At 39.5% G+C, this 17,324-nt stretch carries 13 protein-coding genes; 1 reads left to right on the top strand and 12 read right to left on the bottom strand.

The annotated features are described in order from the left end of the window. Positions 1–25: 25 nt before the first annotated feature. Positions 26–319 carry a putative quinol monooxygenase gene (locus tag F3H00_RS04565; protein ID WP_149703728.1) on the bottom strand — a complete coding sequence of 98 codons (294 nt, stop codon included), beginning with the start codon at positions 317–319 and terminating at the stop codon, positions 26–28. 160 nt (positions 320–479) lie between these two features. On the opposite strand from F3H00_RS04565, the gene F3H00_RS04560 reads away from it, so the two are divergent. Next, a complete protein-coding gene (locus F3H00_RS04560) occupies positions 480–2,933 on the top strand; it encodes a molybdopterin-dependent oxidoreductase (protein WP_149703727.1) in 2,454 nt (817 codons plus the stop codon). A 51-nt stretch (positions 2,934–2,984) separates the two neighbouring features. On the opposite strand, the gene F3H00_RS04555 is transcribed toward F3H00_RS04560, so the two are convergent. The 11 genes from F3H00_RS04555 to F3H00_RS04505 form a co-directional block, all read right to left on the bottom strand. Next, entirely contained in the window at positions 2,985–4,817 is a 1,833-nt protein-coding gene (locus F3H00_RS04555) for a dynamin family protein (protein WP_148798834.1), read from the bottom strand. Beyond that, positions 4,810–6,897 carry a dynamin family protein gene (locus F3H00_RS04550; protein WP_148798836.1) on the bottom strand — a complete coding sequence of 696 codons (2,088 nt, stop codon included), beginning with the start codon at positions 6,895–6,897 and terminating at the stop codon, positions 4,810–4,812. The genes F3H00_RS04555 and F3H00_RS04550 overlap by 8 nt, the downstream gene beginning before the upstream one ends. A gap of 95 nt (positions 6,898–6,992) precedes the next feature. Continuing rightward, a complete protein-coding gene (gene tsaD, locus F3H00_RS04545) occupies positions 6,993–8,000 on the bottom strand; it encodes a tRNA (adenosine(37)-N6)-threonylcarbamoyltransferase complex transferase subunit TsaD (protein WP_148798837.1) in 1,008 nt (335 codons plus the stop codon). Then, complete coding sequence (locus F3H00_RS04540; RefSeq protein ID WP_148798839.1) at positions 7,997–9,289, bottom strand: M99 family carboxypeptidase catalytic domain-containing protein; 1,293 nt, start codon at positions 9,287–9,289, stop codon at positions 7,997–7,999. The genes tsaD and F3H00_RS04540 overlap by 4 nt, the downstream gene beginning before the upstream one ends. Beyond that, positions 9,289–10,524: a uracil-xanthine permease family protein gene (locus F3H00_RS04535; RefSeq protein ID WP_085658208.1), complete on the bottom strand. Its 1,236-nt coding sequence runs from the start codon at positions 10,522–10,524 to the stop codon at positions 9,289–9,291. Before F3H00_RS04535 ends, F3H00_RS04540 begins: the two co-directional genes overlap by 1 nt. Continuing rightward, positions 10,511–11,620: a 1-deoxy-D-xylulose-5-phosphate reductoisomerase gene (dxr, locus tag F3H00_RS04530; protein WP_148798840.1), complete on the bottom strand. Its 1,110-nt coding sequence runs from the start codon at positions 11,618–11,620 to the stop codon at positions 10,511–10,513. Before dxr ends, F3H00_RS04535 begins: the two co-directional genes overlap by 14 nt. Next, positions 11,602–12,333: a phosphatidate cytidylyltransferase gene (locus F3H00_RS04525; protein ID WP_149703726.1), complete on the bottom strand. Its 732-nt coding sequence runs from the start codon at positions 12,331–12,333 to the stop codon at positions 11,602–11,604. Before F3H00_RS04525 ends, dxr begins: the two co-directional genes overlap by 19 nt. Before the next feature lie 232 nt (positions 12,334–12,565). Continuing rightward, complete coding sequence (locus F3H00_RS04520; RefSeq protein ID WP_148798843.1) at positions 12,566–13,465, bottom strand: restriction endonuclease; 900 nt, start codon at positions 13,463–13,465, stop codon at positions 12,566–12,568. Positions 13,466–13,827: 362 nt separating this feature from the next. Beyond that, positions 13,828–14,547 (bottom strand): fumarate reductase iron-sulfur subunit, encoded by a 720-nt coding sequence (locus F3H00_RS04515; RefSeq protein WP_021091811.1) that lies wholly within the window; start codon positions 14,545–14,547, stop codon positions 13,828–13,830. Further along, positions 14,540–16,558 (bottom strand): fumarate reductase flavoprotein subunit, encoded by a 2,019-nt coding sequence (locus F3H00_RS04510; RefSeq protein WP_148798845.1) that lies wholly within the window; start codon positions 16,556–16,558, stop codon positions 14,540–14,542. Before F3H00_RS04510 ends, F3H00_RS04515 begins: the two co-directional genes overlap by 8 nt. A 14-nt stretch (positions 16,559–16,572) precedes the next feature. Beyond that, positions 16,573–17,271: a fumarate reductase cytochrome b subunit gene (locus F3H00_RS04505; RefSeq protein WP_148798846.1), complete on the bottom strand. Its 699-nt coding sequence runs from the start codon at positions 17,269–17,271 to the stop codon at positions 16,573–16,575. Between the last annotated feature and the right edge of the window lie 53 nt (positions 17,272–17,324).

Genomic DNA, 17,324 nt, shown 5'->3' with positions numbered 1-17,324 from the left:
GATTTTGCCCTTTTTAAAGCAAATATTATTCCTTTACGCTCACAAAATTTACTATTTTTGCCTCTTGGCTCTCTTTGCAAGCCTCCAGCGCGGCTGCGTTTTTCACCATATGAGCGCTTTTCATATGCTCTTTTTGGCTTGCAAGATCTTCCCAAATTTCCATAAAACAGTATTCGTTTTTACCGCCCACAACCATGCCGCACTCGTAGCTTATGCAGCCTTTGTCTTTCCTTGAAGCTGGCACGATCTCTTTTAAAATTTCTTCAAATTTCGCCTCACACCCAGCCTTTAACTTTACATTTACATAAAATCCAATCATCTGCTCATCCTTTAAAAATTTTGGCTAAAATAGCGCAATTTAGACGCAAGTTTGCGTATTACATTACAAGGCCTTTAAACGATGAAATGATACAAAACCCTAAATTTATAATTTCTAAAACCAACCAAAAATAATAAATTTAACCAAAATCGGAGAGAAAATGAAAAGACGAGACTTTTTAAGATTGAGCGCATTAGGCGCGGCTAGCCTTCAAGCAAAAGAGCTTGGAAGCGCAGAGCAAGCGTTATTTGACAAACAAAGCGGACTAAGCGCAAATAAATTTGGCCCATTTTATGTAAAAACTATCGCAGGGCGCGTGGTTGAGACCGTGCCATTTGAGGGCGATGCTTATCCAAACGAGCTAAATAACGCAGTCATTGACTACATCCAAAACGAGAGCAGGGTAAAATATCCATTTGTTAGAAAGAGCTTTTTAGCCAATCCAAACAACCCAAAACCAGAGCTTCGTGGTAAAGAGGAATTTGTGCGTGTGAGCTGGGACGAGGCTATAAAGCTAAGTGCAAAAATTTTAAAAGAAAATTTTAATAAATACGGTGCTGAAGCGATCTACGGACAGGTTTATCAGTGGGGTAGCCTTGGCAAAGTAGGGCATAGCCAAAAGACCGCAAAAAGGCTACTTAACGTGCTTGGTGGCTATGTAAATGAGCTTGGCGGCTACTCATACGGCACAGCGACTGTCATCATGCCTCACGTCACTGGCTTCGTCGATCCTGCGCTAGTGCCAACAAAGTGGGAGGCTATTTTAAAAAACGCCAAAACGATCGTATTTTGGGGTACAAACCCAGTCGTTTCAAACAAGATCGCCATTGGCGTACCGCTTCATAACTCATATAAATACTACGATGAGATCAGAAAAAAAGGCGAGAGCGGCGAGATGAAAATTTATAGCGTCGATATTTATCACAACGATAGCGCAAAATACTTTGACTCAAAATACCTTGAAGTCGTGCCTTGCACCGATACGGCGATGATGATAGGTATGTGTAACTACCTTTTTGAAAAGGGACTTTACAGCAAAGAATTTATAGAAAAATACACAGTTGGCTTTGATAAATTTAAAGAGTATATGCTTGGCACAAAAGATGGGGTCAATAAAAACCTAGCTTGGGCAAGCAAAATTTGTGGTGTGAGCGAGCAAGATCTTGCAACTTTTTGTGAAGACCTAGCTAAAAACGACTCAGTTATAGTTAGTGGCTATGCCATACAAAGGCAAGATCACGGCGAGATGGCATACTGGGCGCTTGTGACGCTAAATGCGATGCTTGGACACATCGGCAAAGAGGGTTGTGGCTTTGTCACAAATGATGGCATGCACAAAAATGCTGATGAGAGCTTCATAGCGCCTAAACTAGCGGCTTTTGAGACAAAAGTGCCACAAAGATTTATCGATAGCGGCCTAGTGCCAAAGACTAAGGGCTATGACATGCCAAACTCAAGGCTAATAGACGCACTTCTTAAGCCAGGCAAGGAGATAACAAGAAATGGCAAGAGCTATAAACTGCCAAAGATTAGAGTGATGTTTAACGCAAATGGCTCGACTTTCACAAGGCATCCTGACGCAAATAGAGCGATAAAAGCTATGCGAAACGTTAATGCTATCATCACTTGCGAGCCGTTTTGGACAAGTACAGCTAAATTTAGCGACATTGTCTTGCCAGCTGCACTTGAGTACGAGCGAACAGACATCGAGATGGCAAACTCTACAAGCGAGTATCTATTTGCGATGAAGCCACTAGTTAAGCCATTTGGCGAGAGTAAGAGCGACTTTGAGATCGCAAGGCTGATCGCCAAAGAGTGGGGCAGGGAAGAGGCATTTAGCGAGGGTAAAAGTGAGCTAGAGTGGGTCAAGACAATATATGAAGATGCCGTTAAAAAGGCTGCTGAGCTTGGGTATGAGAGCATGCCTAGCTTTGAGGAATTTTGGGAGAAGGGATATTTTAGATTTGACAAGATCGATGAGAAAAAACGTTACTTTACAAACTATAAGAAATTCCGCGACGATCCAGTGGCAAATCCGCTAAAAACACCATCTGGTAAGATAGAAATTTACTCTGAGACGGTCGCTGGCTTTGGCTACGATGACTGCCCACCGCATGCGACGTGGCTTGAGCCATTTGAGTGGCTGGGCGCAAAAAATAAAAAATACCCTATCGCCATCAGCGGCGCGCACTCTAAATTTAGACTTCACTCGCAGCTAAATAACTCCGTGCTTCGCCATTTTAACGAGATCGCAGAGCGCGAGCCAGTGCTCATAAACCCAAAAACAGCCGAAGCTAGGGGGATAAAAATGGGCGACGTGGTGAAAATTTACAACGACAGGGGCGAAATTTTGTGCGGTGCCTTTGTGACCGAGGACGTGCCACAAAACGTCGTCATCGTGAGCGAGGGCGCTTGGTATGACCCAGATGTGCCAGGCGAGAAGAGCCTTTGCTTGCACGGAAATTTAAATGTGCTCACAAAAGACGTGCCATCAAGCAAGATGAGCCAGAGCAACACCGCTCACACAAGCCTTGTGAATGTCGAGAAATTTAAAGGCGTGCCAAAGCGCGTGACAGCATTTGACGCACCAAAGATCGGCATAATGCACGCATAAAATAAAAGCTATCCTTAAATGGATAGCTTCTAAGCTTTAAAAATTTTTTATTTATCTTAGTAATAATGAATTTTCACAAAGCTCTTCGATCTTTGAAATTTGCTCTTTAACTCTTGCTTTTAAGTCATCAAGCATTGCTATTTTTAAAGTATAAATTTCATTAAAATCGCTTTTTATATCAAGCAAAATTTTATTTAAAAACGAGCTATTTGAGCACATTAAAGCTTCAAACTCATAAAGGCTAAACGCATCAAGCATACGCTCATAGACGTCTTTTGCACTTGGGATATAAAGTGGTGTATTCATTTGCAGGTGCGACTCTAGCGTCTTTTCTATCTTTTGTTTTATAAAATAAACCGCGAGTTTGAGCGCGTTTTCATAGTTTGAAGCTAGTTTTATATCAAGCTTTTCAAAAAACAAAGAGACCTTTTGTATGGCCTTAAATTTAGCCGTTTCATACTCTCTTAAAAAATTTTCATATGTCCGTCCGGCATATGTATTTATGGATTTTGTTTCGTAAGCCAAGACTTGATCATCAAAGCTAGCATAATTTTCATAGCGAGATTTGTATATTAAAAATTTATCCTCTAAATTTTTATAAAGCTCATTAAACGCTGAGGTTATTGCATTTTCTAGCTCTTTTAGATCTTTTTTGTAGCGTTTAAAAAATTTATTAAAAACCACATCTTCGTAGATAAGTTTTGAAAAGACTTCGTCGCTATCAAGACTTATTACCTCAAAATTTTCACGCTTATAAATTTCTTTGTTTAAAAGCGTCTTTGAAGCGTTAAATTTCGTCTTTGAAAATGGCTTAAGTAGCTTAAATACCTCATCGGCAGCAAGTTTTATAACTTCACTCATTTGACTATATCTTAAAGCGATCTTTGGTTTAAACTCCTCTTTTATCGCCTCCAGCCTCTCACCTAATGAGCCACTAAATTCATCTAAAATAAACTGCGCATTATCATAAATTTCTAGATGTTTTTCTTGCTCGTTAGTTAGGAGTTTTACGATCTTTTTTGCTCTTGCTTTTATAAAATTTTCTTTAAAGCTCTTGTTCAAAAAGCACTCTTTAATAGCCTTTAGAGCTTCGTTAAAATTTGAAGCTTCAAGTAGGCTTTTGTCATTATTTGTTATACCAAGAAGAGCTTGCTTTGACGAGATAGCGATGACATCCTCAAAAAGCTCGCCATAAGTTTGTCTAGCGTGCTTTAGCAAACTTTCAAGCTCCTCCTCACTTAGCTTGTCTTTTTGGTTGATTAGGCAGATCGCTTTTAGATCATTGACTTTTAAAATTTCTTTAATGCTTTCAAGCTCACTTGCCTTTGCGGCGTTATTTGCAAGGCTTAGCCATATCGCGCCACTAACCTTTTTTAGCGTATTTTTTGTCTCTTTTGTATCAGCATCTCTTAGCGAGTTTAGTCCAGGAGTGTCGATGAAATTTATCTCTTTTAAAATTTCACTTGGCGCATAAAGCGTCATACTAGAAACTTGCTCACCTAACTTATTTAGCTCGGCTAGATCGCTACTTGCTAGCAGGCTTTCGCTACCGTTTATAAATTTCACGCTTAGAAGTGGCATCTTTGCAAATTTTAGTCTCACAGCCTTTGCGGTGACTGGAGTTAGTCCTGATGGCAAGATATCTTGGCCAAGAAGTGCATTTAAAAATGTTGATTTCCCACTTGAAAATTGACCGATAACAGCTATTAGCGGTGGTTCATTTAAAGTGTCTATTAGTAAATTTAAGCTCTCTTTTATCTGCTCGCTTATATGCAAACTAGGATCGTTTAGATTATTTACGAGCCTAGCTAGCTCGCCCTTAAAATCATTTGTAAAAACCTTAAAATATCTCGCTTTGTAGGCATTTATAAACTCATTAAACATTTTTAATATCCTCTAAAAGTGAGCAAATTTCATCTTGTAAGGAGGTCTTTTGTTTAAGCTTTAAAATCGAGCTTTGATTTTGTAAATTTAGCTCATTAAGTTTTTCATTGAGCACCAAAAGTCTTTGGCTTAAAGCCTCTTTTTGGCTCATTTCATAAGCCTTTACTCGCTCTTTTAACAGCTTTTTTTCATGTTCTGCTAGTGTCTCGCAAAACTGTGATATGCTTTTATTGTTAAGTAAATTCTGTCTTAAACTTAAAAGCGCCTCATCTGGCTCACTTCTGCTTAAAATTTTAGCTTCAAGCTCATCTAAAAGCTCGCTAAAATCAAGCTCTACGCCCATTTGCTTTAAAAAGTCATTTATACTAAAAATTTTATTTTCACTCACCTTAAAGCCATCAAAACTTAAAGCAATATTTTGCTCGCATGACTTTATTTGCACCAAAGTTTCATTTCTAGCCTCTCTCATGAGTGCCGCAACTCCGTCACAAAGTGTAGTTTTTGCTATTTGTGTAAGACGTTTTAGATTTAAATTTTCTCTTTTATTTTTGCAGTAAGCAATCTCACTCTTAAGCTTTTCATTTAGATTTTGCAGTAGTGCTTCAAGCCCCATTTTATAGATATCTTTTACATTTTTATCATCGAGTTTTTTTAGCTCGCTTTCTAAAAGCCTTTCAAGTTTTGTGAAATTTTCATTAAGAGAATTTTTGATATTTGCTTGCTCGTTTTGCAAAGCTTCTAGCTCTAAACCAAATGCTTTAAGCTCTAAAATTTCAGCCTTTGTGGCTTCGAGTTTCGTTTTTAAAATATTTTGCAATTCTTTTTGATATGAGCTTAAAATTAGAGCTGATTTTTTAGAGTCTTTGCCAAAAAGCACATCGTAAAGATACTCTTTAAACTCCGGCACGCCACTATTTAAAGCGCCATCAAGATAAGCTTTCGCGCTAAGGGCAAAATAATCTATCTTGATGTCATTTATCTGCTCGCCGATCGCCTTTTTTACGTAGTTAAGCGTTTCATTAATATCCTTTGCATCTAACTCGTCAGCGTGAGTTAGCACGATAGCAACTCTTACGATGTGCGAGTTTTCAAGGCATTTTTTCAAAAATAGTGCGTCTTTTTGCGTTGCACTTTGCGAACCATTCATGAGATGTGCTAAAAGGTCGCACTCTTTCATAAAATTTGTAGTGATCTGCTCCCTTAAAACGATCGCATCATCTATGCCCGGAGTGTCTATAATGCAGACATTATCTCTTAAAAGCTCCAAATCATCATAAAGCTCTACGCTTTTTACGAGATTTGCCGTTTTTGAGCTTGAAGATGTATAGTTTTTGATCTCATCTAGGCTGATCTCTACGCTACTAGCTGGTAAATTTTTACTTGAAAGTCCAAGCTTTTCTAGCTCATCTGGGCTATAAAAATTTACCTTTGCATGGCTAGTTGTTGCGTGCTTTAAGATGGTTAAATTTATGGTTTCAGGCACATTTGAAGCACCAAGAACACGTTTGTTTAAAAGGGCATTTAAAAGGGTTGATTTGCCAGAGTTTATGATGCCACTTACTGCGATGTTAAAAAGCGTTTCGTTTGATCTTTTTTTGGCGTTTTTTAAAGCTAGTAAAAATTCTTTATCTTCATCAAGCATGCTTGCTTTTTCATTTATCTCATTTAGAAAATCCAGGCTCTTGTGAAAGTGATCTTTTGGCTTCGCATTAGAAATTTCAGCCTTATTTTGATTTGAGTTTTTACTTATAAATTTTATTAAAAAATCAAATTTTTCATGGCTAATTATCTTTTCATCACGTAGCTTTTGTAAGCGGGTTACAAGTTCATCGCTTGAAATTTTTGCTTCATTTAGTGCTTTTAGTGTGGCTAGCTGGGCGCTTTGTATGCTAAAGATATCAAGTCCAACACCTAGCTTTTTTAAGATAGTTCTAAACTCAGCAAGAGCCATAAACTCATCTAAATTTTTCTCGTCACAAGATAAAAGAAGCGCCAGTAGATCTGGGTAAAAAGGCACGCTCGCATCGGTATTGGCGTAAATTTTATTTAAATGCCAAGCGTGATTTAAAAACTCGTCCATTAAAGATTCTTTTTTTGAAATTTTTTAGATTTTATTACGTTTTTACTTACGAAGCTATCAAGATTTAGGCGCAAATTTTATATTTTTTAAAAAGTTTAATTTAACTCAAGCTTTTTAAAGCTAACTCTTGGATTTATATTTAGCTCGCTATGGCTTACAAACTCGCCTTTTAGGTACTTCTCACGTCCCGCTCTTGCTATCATCAAGGCGTTATCAGAGCAAAATTCAAGTGGAGCTAGCAAAAGCTCGCACTCATTTTTTTGGCAAAGCATCTCAAGCCTTTTTCGTAAATTTAGATTTGCACTTGCACCGCCAACTACGCCAAAACGCTTAAAATTTCTTAAACAAAAGACCTTTTCAAGCTTGTTTAAAATGTGCTCACAGGCAGTATTTTCAAATGCGTAGCAGATGTCAGCGATATCCTTTTGTGTGATACTTTCTAGCTTAGAAATTTCAACTCTGACTTGGTTTTTAAGCCCTGAAAAACTATATTCAAGGCGTTTATCGTGAAGAAGTGGGACGGTAAATTTAAACCTCTCTTTATCCTCACACAAAAGTGCATTTTGCTGCACAACAGCACCGCCTGGATAGCCAAGATCAAGCATTTTAGCAACCTTGTCAAAGCTCTCACCAAAGCTATCATCGCCAGTACTTGCAAGCTCCAAAATTTCACCATTTTCGTCAATCTCTAGGATCATCGTATGCCCGCCACTAACTAACAGGACGCCAAGTGGAAAGGCGGCTTCGCGATCTAAAAATAGCGAGTAGATGTGACCAACTAAATGATTGACAGCGATTAGCGGGATATTTAGAGCTACGCTTAGCGCTTTTGCCATGCTGACACCACCTATTAGGCTCACACTAAGACCTGGCTCATTTGTCACAGCGATCGCTTTTATATCTTTAAAATTTGGCAAGATATCCTCTAAAAGTGCTGGCAGCGCCTTTGTATGAAGCCTCGCTGCAAGCTCAGGAACCACGCCACCAAAGATAGCGTGCTCCTCTTCTTGAGAAATTTTTTTATAATAAATCTTCTCTAAGGTACGTTCATCTATGAGTGCGACCGAGCTATCATCGCAGCTACTTTCGATGCCAAGTATCATTTAAACTCCGCTAAGATCATGCCAGCAAATTTCTCTTTGCCATCTTCGTTTTTATAAAACTCGACTCTATAAATTTTGCCGTCTTTATCGATGCTATAGCTTTTATTTAGGCTATTTTTAGCCACTTCTTGCTCACTCTCATCTATACTTTTTGTACCGTATCCTATGACGTTTACGCGCACGTTTTTGAGTGATTTTATTTTAAAGCTCTTTTTCACGCTAAATTTATCGCCACTTTTTAATGTAAGCTCGCTACTGTCGCTTATTAGTAAAATTTCATCAAGTGGTTTTGCAAACTCGAAATATTGCGGTTTTAATCTAGTAACAAAGCGGTTGCCGTACTGCACTTTGAAGCTACCATTCTCTTTTATGACAGCTATTAGCGGATTTGGTGAGCTATAGTTTAACTCGCCTTTTTTAAGCGGGACAAAATTTATTAAAGGCTTTAGATTTTTAAGACTTATCGCGTATGAATTTTCAAGCTCGAGTCTGATCTCTTTTTCGATTGCTTTTTTTACGCTTTTAACATCAAGGTTAAACGGCCTAGTAAAGCTAATGCCAGCCTTTTTCATATATTCTTCAATGGCGATTAGATGGTAATAAGTCCTTTGCTCGGCGTTTAAATTTTTACTAGCTTCGTTTGCAAAGGCTGACTTATTTTGCGTGATAGCATAGTAAGTTAGGCTTTTTAGCATCTCTTTATCACCCATTGCGGTGTGCGTGTTTTTGATGTGATACTGGTGTTTTTGATCTATTAGATGCTTATTTAGCACGTCTTTTACGCTTGAGGCGATACTTTCAAGCTCTGGATATTTTGAGCCAGAAAGCGTGCTTTGATCAATGATGCAAGTATTGCCCCATTTATCTGGATTTTCGTCTTTGTTTATAAATTTATCTCTGTAATAGCCGCTTCCATCGTGTAAATTTAAGATGAGCGTAACGTTTTTATCGGTTATGACGTCTTTTATCTTCATCACTGAATTATAGTCAGGATCGTTTTTATCGACATGGGCAAATTTTCTATTCATATCGCCTTTTGTGCCACGACTTCGCTCGATTATGCTTGGGAAATTTAAATTTGGCACGACCCAAAGCGAACCTTTTGTGATGTTATAGTCAGTTGCCACGATAGAGGCTGCCAAAAAGCCACCCGGCTCATCGCCTTGAATGCCACCGATTAACAACATCGTATTTTCGCTTGGTTCACCTTTTTTGATGAGCGCATAGTCTAAAGTATTGGCTAAACTAGCAGTGGTAAAGGTTAGTAAAAAAAGTAAAAATTTACGCATTAATATCCTTCATAATGCTTTGTTTTTGGTAAAAGCAAATTTAAAACTATACCAGTAACCGCACCAAGCCCTATACCTGAAAATTTAACCGCTCCAAGGTCAAGCACCATGCCACCGATGGCAAAGATGAAGATGAGGGCTACAATTATCATATTTCTAGGGTCTGCAAGGTCAACTTTATTTTTTATAAGTGTCTCCATGCCAACGCTTGCGATGATGCCAAAAAGTAGCAGCATGATACCGCCGATGACTGGGGCTGGGATAGTTGAGAGCACCGCTCCTAGCTTGCCAACAAAGGCTAGCACAATGGCAGTGATTGCTGCAAAGGTCATGATTGCTGGATTATAAGCTTTTGTAAGGCTAACTGCGCCTGTGACCTCTGAGTATGTAGTGTTTGGCGGGCCACCAAAAAAAGCAGCAAGCGAAGTGGCAAGTCCATCTCCAAGGAGTGTGTTTTTAAGGCCTGGATTTTTTAGAAAATCTTCTTTTGTAACATTTGAGATAGCAAGCATATCGCCTATGTGTTCGATCGCTGGAGCGATAGCGATAGGTATCATATAAATGATCGCTTCAAACTCAAATTTTGGTGTAGTGAAATTTGGCATTCTAAACCAAGGTGCATTAAAGATAGGGGTAAAATCAACCATGCCAAAGCAGTAAGCTACGATGTAGCCAGTGATGATACCAAGCAAAATAGGTATAAGCCTAAACATGCCACGCCCAAGCATCATCACTAAAATAGTAGCCACTAGCGAAATGCCAGCGACGATCATCGCCTCATTTTGAGTATAAATTTCAGTGGCCGATGTTGCCATTTTGACAGCATTTGGGGCAAGGATAAGGCCTATTGTCATGATGACTGGACCAACGACAACTGGAGGTAAAATTTTATGCAAAATTTTCTCTCCGCCAAATCGGACCACGAGGCTTAAAACAACGTAGAAAAATCCAGCAAATATAACGCCTCCCATCGTCACGGCTATGCCCCATTTTTCGATACCGTACTGAAGTGGCGCGATAAAAGCAAAGGAGCTTGCTAAAAAAATAGGCGGAACATTTTTTCTAGTGACTAGCTGAAAAAGTAGCGTGCCAAGACCGGCTGTAAAGAGAGCTACATTTGCATCTAGTCCCGTAAGTATCGGCACTAATACCAGTGCACCAAAGGCGACAAATAAAAACTGAACGCCGATTAAGCTTTGTTTGGGATCAAATTTATAACCCTCATACCTTTGCATTTAACATCCTTTTTGCGTAATTTCTAACTTCTTTATCAGCTTCAAAAATTTCATCAATATTTGAAATTTTAATATCTCTAAAATTTTTAACAGAGTTTAAAACGAGCCTTGAGATATCCAAAAACGGGCATTTTTTCTCTAAAAAGCTAAATACTCCAACCTCATTTGCAGCATTTATCACTACACCTAGATCAGGGTTTGCTAGGACCTCATCTTTTAGCGAAAAAATGGGATATTTTTTAAGGCTGATTTTATGAAATTTTATATTTTTTAGATCAAGTAAATTTGCGTGTGAGACAATATTTTCATTGATATTTTCAAACATAGCATGAGCGATAGCTAGTTTCATGTTAGGTCGCGAGAGGTGCATCGTGCTTGAGCCGTCTATAAACTCTACTACGGCGTGTATCGCAGAAGTTGGCTCTATCACAGCCTCGATCTCCTTGATGCCATAAAGCCAGTAAGCCTCCATTACTTCAAAAAGCTTATTTGCCATCGTCGCACTATCAATCGTGATCTTTGCACCCATATCCCAGTTTGGGTGTTTTAGTGCGTCACTTGGCGTGGCATCTTTTAGAAATTTGATCGGCTTTTTATAAAATGCGCCGCCACTTGCTGTGATGATGAGTCTTTTTGGTGCAGTTTTATTTTCAAGTAGAAATTTAAGTCCAAAATGCTCGCTGTCTATTGGTAAAATTTCTCTAGTCTTTAGAAATTTGCCGCCAACAACAAGACTCTCTTTGTTTGCAAGGGCAAGCCTTTTGCCAAGAGTTTGCGTCTTTAAACTAGGAGCAAGGCCAGCAAAGCCAACAAGGGCGTTTATTACCTTTTTTGAGCTTGAAATTTCTAGCATTTGTAGCAGTCCAGCCTCGCCAAAAAAGATATTTTTAGCTTCTACATTTTTTACATTTTTAACTAGCTTTTCATCGCCTACGCAGACAAATTTTGGCTTAAAATTTAAGATTTGCTCATTTAGTAAATCTACATTTTTAGCACAGCTTAACGCCTCAACCTCTACGCCAAATTTTTCGCAAAGGTTAAGGGCGTTTTTGCCGATTGAACCAGTTGAGCCAAGTATTACCACGAGAGCGACCAAAGTAGGGCGACTACGCCAAATAAATAGCCATCTATCCTATCAAGCATGCCACCGTGTCCTGGGAAGAGCGAACCACTATCTTTGACACCGCAAAGTCTTTTTAGGTAACTCTCAAACAAATCTCCCCAAACTGCAAACACGCAGACTAAAAAGCTTGAAAATAAAATTTGAAAAAATCCTTCAGTAACAAAATTTCCAACAATGCAGCCAATCACTGTGCCTATCGCCACACCGCCTGCTGCACCTTCGATTGTTTTGTTTGGTGAGCTTGGGCTAAATGGATGTTTGCCAAACATTTTACCAACAAAAAATGCACCACTATCGCTTGCAACTACGCTTAAAATAAGCCATACGAGATAGCCTACGCCATACTCTGAGTAAAGCATCCACATCATAAAGATCGGTGTGGTCGGATATACAAAAGGTGCGACTAGCTTTAAATTTTCACTTTTTATGTGAGCTAGGATCGAAGCAACTAGCATGATAGCAAGGATCGCTATGAAAATTGGATTTGTAAAATATGTAAGCACATAAAAAGCAAGTGCGGCAAAAACTAGCTGTTTGTGATCGATATTATAAAGCTTGATCGACTCATTAAATGCAAAATAAAGCACAGCGCCGAGCAAGATAAAATTTAAAATATAATTATCAATAAAAAAAACTACCAAAATAACAACAAACATCAAAACGCCAGTGATTATGCGAGATTGCATATCCTCTCCTTAAAATCGTTATTTCGCTGTAATTATAACACTTAAATTTTAGACGGCGTTTATAAGAGTAAAATTTGGTTTAAAAAGCATTCTAAGCTGGTAAATTTGGACTATTTTGGTGTTAGTAAAGATTTAAATTTGTCTTTTAAGCACACAAATAAAGCAAGACCAAAATGATCCCAAGTAGCAACTTGCAATAAATATACGCAGTAGTGCTTTATGGCTTAAAATTTTAAAAATTATTTTCCTCAAAAAAGTCGGTGTCGATTTTACAAATTTCATATATTTGGCTTGTTTGAACGCCGACTTTGTATTTTATCATTAGCTCTGCAAGCTTGTCGCCATCTATCAAAACCACACTAAAATTTTGATTATCTTTGGCGAAATTTTCAGCTTCTTTAGTAAATTTTGCCGTAGTGATAAAGACACCTTTTTTAGTATTTTTATTTGAGATGGCGCCGATAAACTGCTGAATTTCTGGCCTACGGATATTACTGCCGTCTTTGTATCTTTTTGCTTGGATGTAAATTTTAGAAAGCCCAAGTTCATCTTCATCTATGATACCATCTATCCCGCCATCTGGGCCTTTGTTTGTAAGATTTCCGGCTCCATAATTCATCTTTTCAAGTAGTTTTGTTACAAGGTATTCAAAAAATCTTGGCTCTTTTTCTAAAATGCTAGATAAAATTTCACTTTTTAGCTCCTCTTTTATCTTGCAAAGCGCTTCATCTATATTGTCATCTGGGGTATTTTCTGTAGCCTCTTTTTCCTCTTGCCTTATCTCTTGTTTGTAAATTTCATCGTACCAAGAGAGAAATTTGCTCTTTTTGTCCTTGCTACTTACTAGCTCTTTGCCAAAATTTGTTATGGCAAATAGGCTTCTACCAACTTTTTTAAGCGGCACTTTTTCTGGCCTTGATTTTACTTGTGCTGTTGTAGCTAGATAGGATAAAGCCCAGCCCGTCCTGCTTATATATGTAAAAGTTCCACTTTTTATTTTTTGTAAAATATCTTCGTCTTTTAACTTAAAATACTCAATTATAAATTTAGAAATTTCAGCTCTATTTGCTTCTTTCTTTTGCGCGACAAATTCCAAAATAGGTAGCATCATATCTTTATAGCTTGGCAACATTTTATATCCTTAAATGAAGCAAATTTTTGAAATTATATAAATTTTTTGGCTTAAAAGCTATAATCAAAACATGAGATGTCTTGGCCTAACAAATTTTCTTTTAGAAAATATTAGCTTATTTGTAAACACCTTTGCTACGATATTTGCGCTAATTTTTTGTTTTGTTTCTGGTGTTGGAATCGTCTTTATATTTATCGTATTTCCACTTGGTTATATAATGGACACACTCTTATCAATCCCATTTTTGATATTTTTATTTTTCTTATTTGTATCTATTGATATCTTTTTATGCCTTTTGGCATCTATTTGCAGTCTTTTTTAATAAATTTAGAAGTAAATTTGGGGCTTTTACAGCCCCTTGGCTACTTTATGGCAGCCATTTTTCTACGCATATAAGCTATGCGGCTTTGAAGTGGTAAGTGTTTAGGGCAGTTATCCTCGCAGCCTAGCAAAGTCATACAGCCAAACACGCCGTCATCATCGCCGATAAGCTCGTAAAAGTCCTCGTCGGTTCGTTTATCAAGCGCGTCGATTTTAAACCTAGCTACGCGGTTAAGTCCGACCGCGCCGATGAAATCAGGCCTCATTATAGCCGTACCGCACGCAGCTACGCAGATACCGCACTCGATGCAACGGTCAAGCTCAAATACCTCTTGCGCTACTTCAGGCTCAACCTTTTCCTCAAGCTTAGAGATATCGGTCTCGTGGTCTGTATGTATCCAGCTCTCCACACGCCTACTCATCGCATTCATCCAGTTGCCGGTGTCTACGCTTAAGTCTTTTAGCAACTTAAATACTGGCAAAGGCATAAGCTCAATTACTCCACTTTCAAAATCTTTAGTAAGAGTTCTACAAGCTAATCTTGGCTTACCATTTACAAGCATGCCACAACTTCCACAAATTCCAGCACGACAAACAAAGTCAAAGCTAAGATCTGGGTCAAATTTCTCGCGAATCATATTTAACGCGATAAACAATGTCATACCATCAGTCTCTTCTAGCTCGTAGGTCGCAAAATGCGGCTTTGAAATTTTACTTAACGGATTATATTTAAATGCTTTTATGGTTATTTTTCTACTCATATCCTATTCCTGCTCTTTCGTTTGGTGCTTTATATTTAGGCTGAAGCTCGTAGTACATTAGCGCTTCTTGAATTTCTTGTCTGCTCTTACCTTCAGCTTGCATTTTCTCACGAATTTCATCAACCTCTTTTTGGCGGATGGCACTATCTGGATGCTCAATAATATTACCTTTCGCACCATAGCCTCTAAATGCTGGTGGCATCTCCATTTTCATAATATCAAGCGGCTCATACACGATAGTCGGTAGCGTATCGCCCTCTTTCCAGCTAGTTAGAGTTCTATTTAGCCAGTTTAGGTCGTCGCGTTTCGGATAGTCTTCGCGGCAGTGCGCTCCTCGGCTCTCGGTGCGATCAAGCGCGCCTTTCGCGATACAAAGGGCCAGTTTTAGCATCTTTGGTACGCGGTAGGCTTCCTCAAGCTCAGGGTTGCCAAATAGCGCCTTGTTTGCGACTTTGACGTCCAAAGATTGTTTATAAAGCTCTTCTAGCTCTTTTACCGCTACGGCTAGACCTTCGCCAGTTCTAAAGATCGCCACATGCTCCCACATGATGTCTTTCATCTTGTTTTTGATCTCAAATACGTTAAATTTGCCCTCTTTTTCTACTAGGCTTTTTAGATAGTCTTCCTCTCTTTTAACGAATTTTTCGATATCTGCGGTATTTATATCTATCTCGTGGCTGCCGCAGTAGTCGGCAAAATAGTCCCCAACGATCATGCCCGCGACGACCGTTTCAGAAACGGAGTTGCCGCCTAGGCGGTTAAATCCGTGCATATCCCAGCATGCAGCCTCGCCGGCGCTAAATAGACCAGCTAGTGTCGGGCTCTCACCTGTAGGCTTAGTTTTTATGCCGCCCATAGAGTAGTGCTGCATAGGCAGGATCGGCGCCCAGCCCTTGCCGCGCTGTCGTCCGCTCTCGTCGGTATATACTTCGGTATCGGCAGGATCGATGCCGTTAAAGATTTCGCAAATTTCTTGAACGTCGCGTAAATTTTTCTCTATATGCTCGCGTCCTAAGATCGAGATATCAAGCCAAACGTGATATCCGTATGGGCTAGGTACGCCCTTGCCTGCGCGGATATGCTCCATGATGCGGCGACTTACGACGTCGCGGCTAGCTAATTCTTTTTTCTCAGGCTCGTAGTCGGGCATAAAGCGGTATCCGTCCACGTCGCGTAAAATTCCGCCGTCGCCGCGGCAACCTTCTGTTAAAAGAATGCCTGATGGAACGATCGGAGTCGGGTGAAACTGTACCGCTTCCATGTTGCCAAGCTGAGCTACGCCAGTCTCAAGTGCGATGGCCGCGCCGATACCCTCGCAAACTACGGCGTTTGTAGTGTGTTTATAAACCCTGCCGTAGCCGCCTGTAGCTATTAGCGTGCCTTTTGCGACGTATGCCGTGATCTCGCCGTTAACTAGATCGCGAACGATCGCGCCGTAACAGCGGTTGTTTGCGTGGATTAGCGCGATAGCTTCTTTTCTGTCATGAATTTCGACGTTGTGCTTTAGAGCTTCGTTTGCTACGGCAAAAAGCATTGTGTGACCAGTTGCGTCAGCTGTATAGCAGGTTCTCCATTTTTTTGTACCACCAAAGTCACGTGAGTGAATAAGGCCATGAACCTCTTCTTTTTCAATAATAGTAGTTTTTTGAGCGTTGATGATAGCACTTCTCTCGCCTTTTGTTATACGAGTCCAAGGCACGCCCCAAGCCGCTAACTCGCGAATCGCCTTAGGCGCTGTTTGACAAAACATACGAGCAACTTGTTGGTCACAGCCCCAGTCACTACCTTTTACCGTGTCGGCAAAGTGCACATCCTCGTTGTCGCCTTCGCTCATTTTTGAATTTCCTAAAGAGGCTTGCATGCCGCCTTGCGCAGCCGCAGAGTGCGAGCGCTTAACCGGGATTAGGCTTAAAACTACCGTACTTAGCCCTTTTTCTCCTGCGGCAACGGCAGCTCTAAGACCAGCTAGACCGCCTCCGATAACTAATGCATCATAATATTTTACATTCATCTTCTAGCTCCTTTTTAATGGCTGATCCACACGAAATCGGCGATCAGCGCGATGACCGCGAGCACTCCAAAGACCGCAAATATCGCAGTTTTGGCTTTATTTCTTTTTGCAAACATCTCTTGTTTGTTTACTCCGTCGATGCTTATCCATTTTACGTATAGGCGGTACATTCCCACGCTAGCGTGAACGACCATGAAAACAAGTAGCGCGAAGTAAAAAATTTCTAATTGATGAAAATTTTTAGCTGAATTATCTGCAGTAATGTGTCCGCCAAAGACTATATCCACTAGGTGCGCGCTGGCTGCAAAAAATAGCGCAAAACCGGTCAAAAACTGAAACCACCAAAGCGTAGTATCAAGGTGCTTCATGCGGTCTTTGTGGCCTCTAAACATTAGATATTGTCTATAGTTTGCTGGAAATTTTCTCATAGCTAAAAATGCATGAGCGATAAAAATGGCAAATATTACCGCGGCAATAACATTAGTAATCCACCAAGTAGCTTCTCCAAATAAAAATTTAGCTTCCGCAAATCCTACGACAGCGTTAAATGCGTCTTTACCAAGTAGTATAGTAGAAGTAAAAACCATATGGCACAATATGAAACAGGCTAAAATAAAACCTGTAATACTTTGCCATCTATCCCAAGCGGCTGGTGTGCGACTTTTTTTATCGTCCGACCGTTTTCCCAAAAAACCTTCTATAAGCCCGGTCATGAGCCCTCCTAAGAAATTTGAAATAAATTATCATTTCTTAATACTAATTTAAA

The sequence above is a fragment of the Campylobacter concisus genome (assembly GCF_902460845.1).
GTDB classification, from domain to species: Bacteria; Campylobacterota; Campylobacteria; order Campylobacterales; family Campylobacteraceae; genus Campylobacter_A; species Campylobacter_A concisus_X.
Note: the sequence above shows the minus strand (reverse complement) of the source record. Positions and strands in the feature narration are given on the sequence as shown.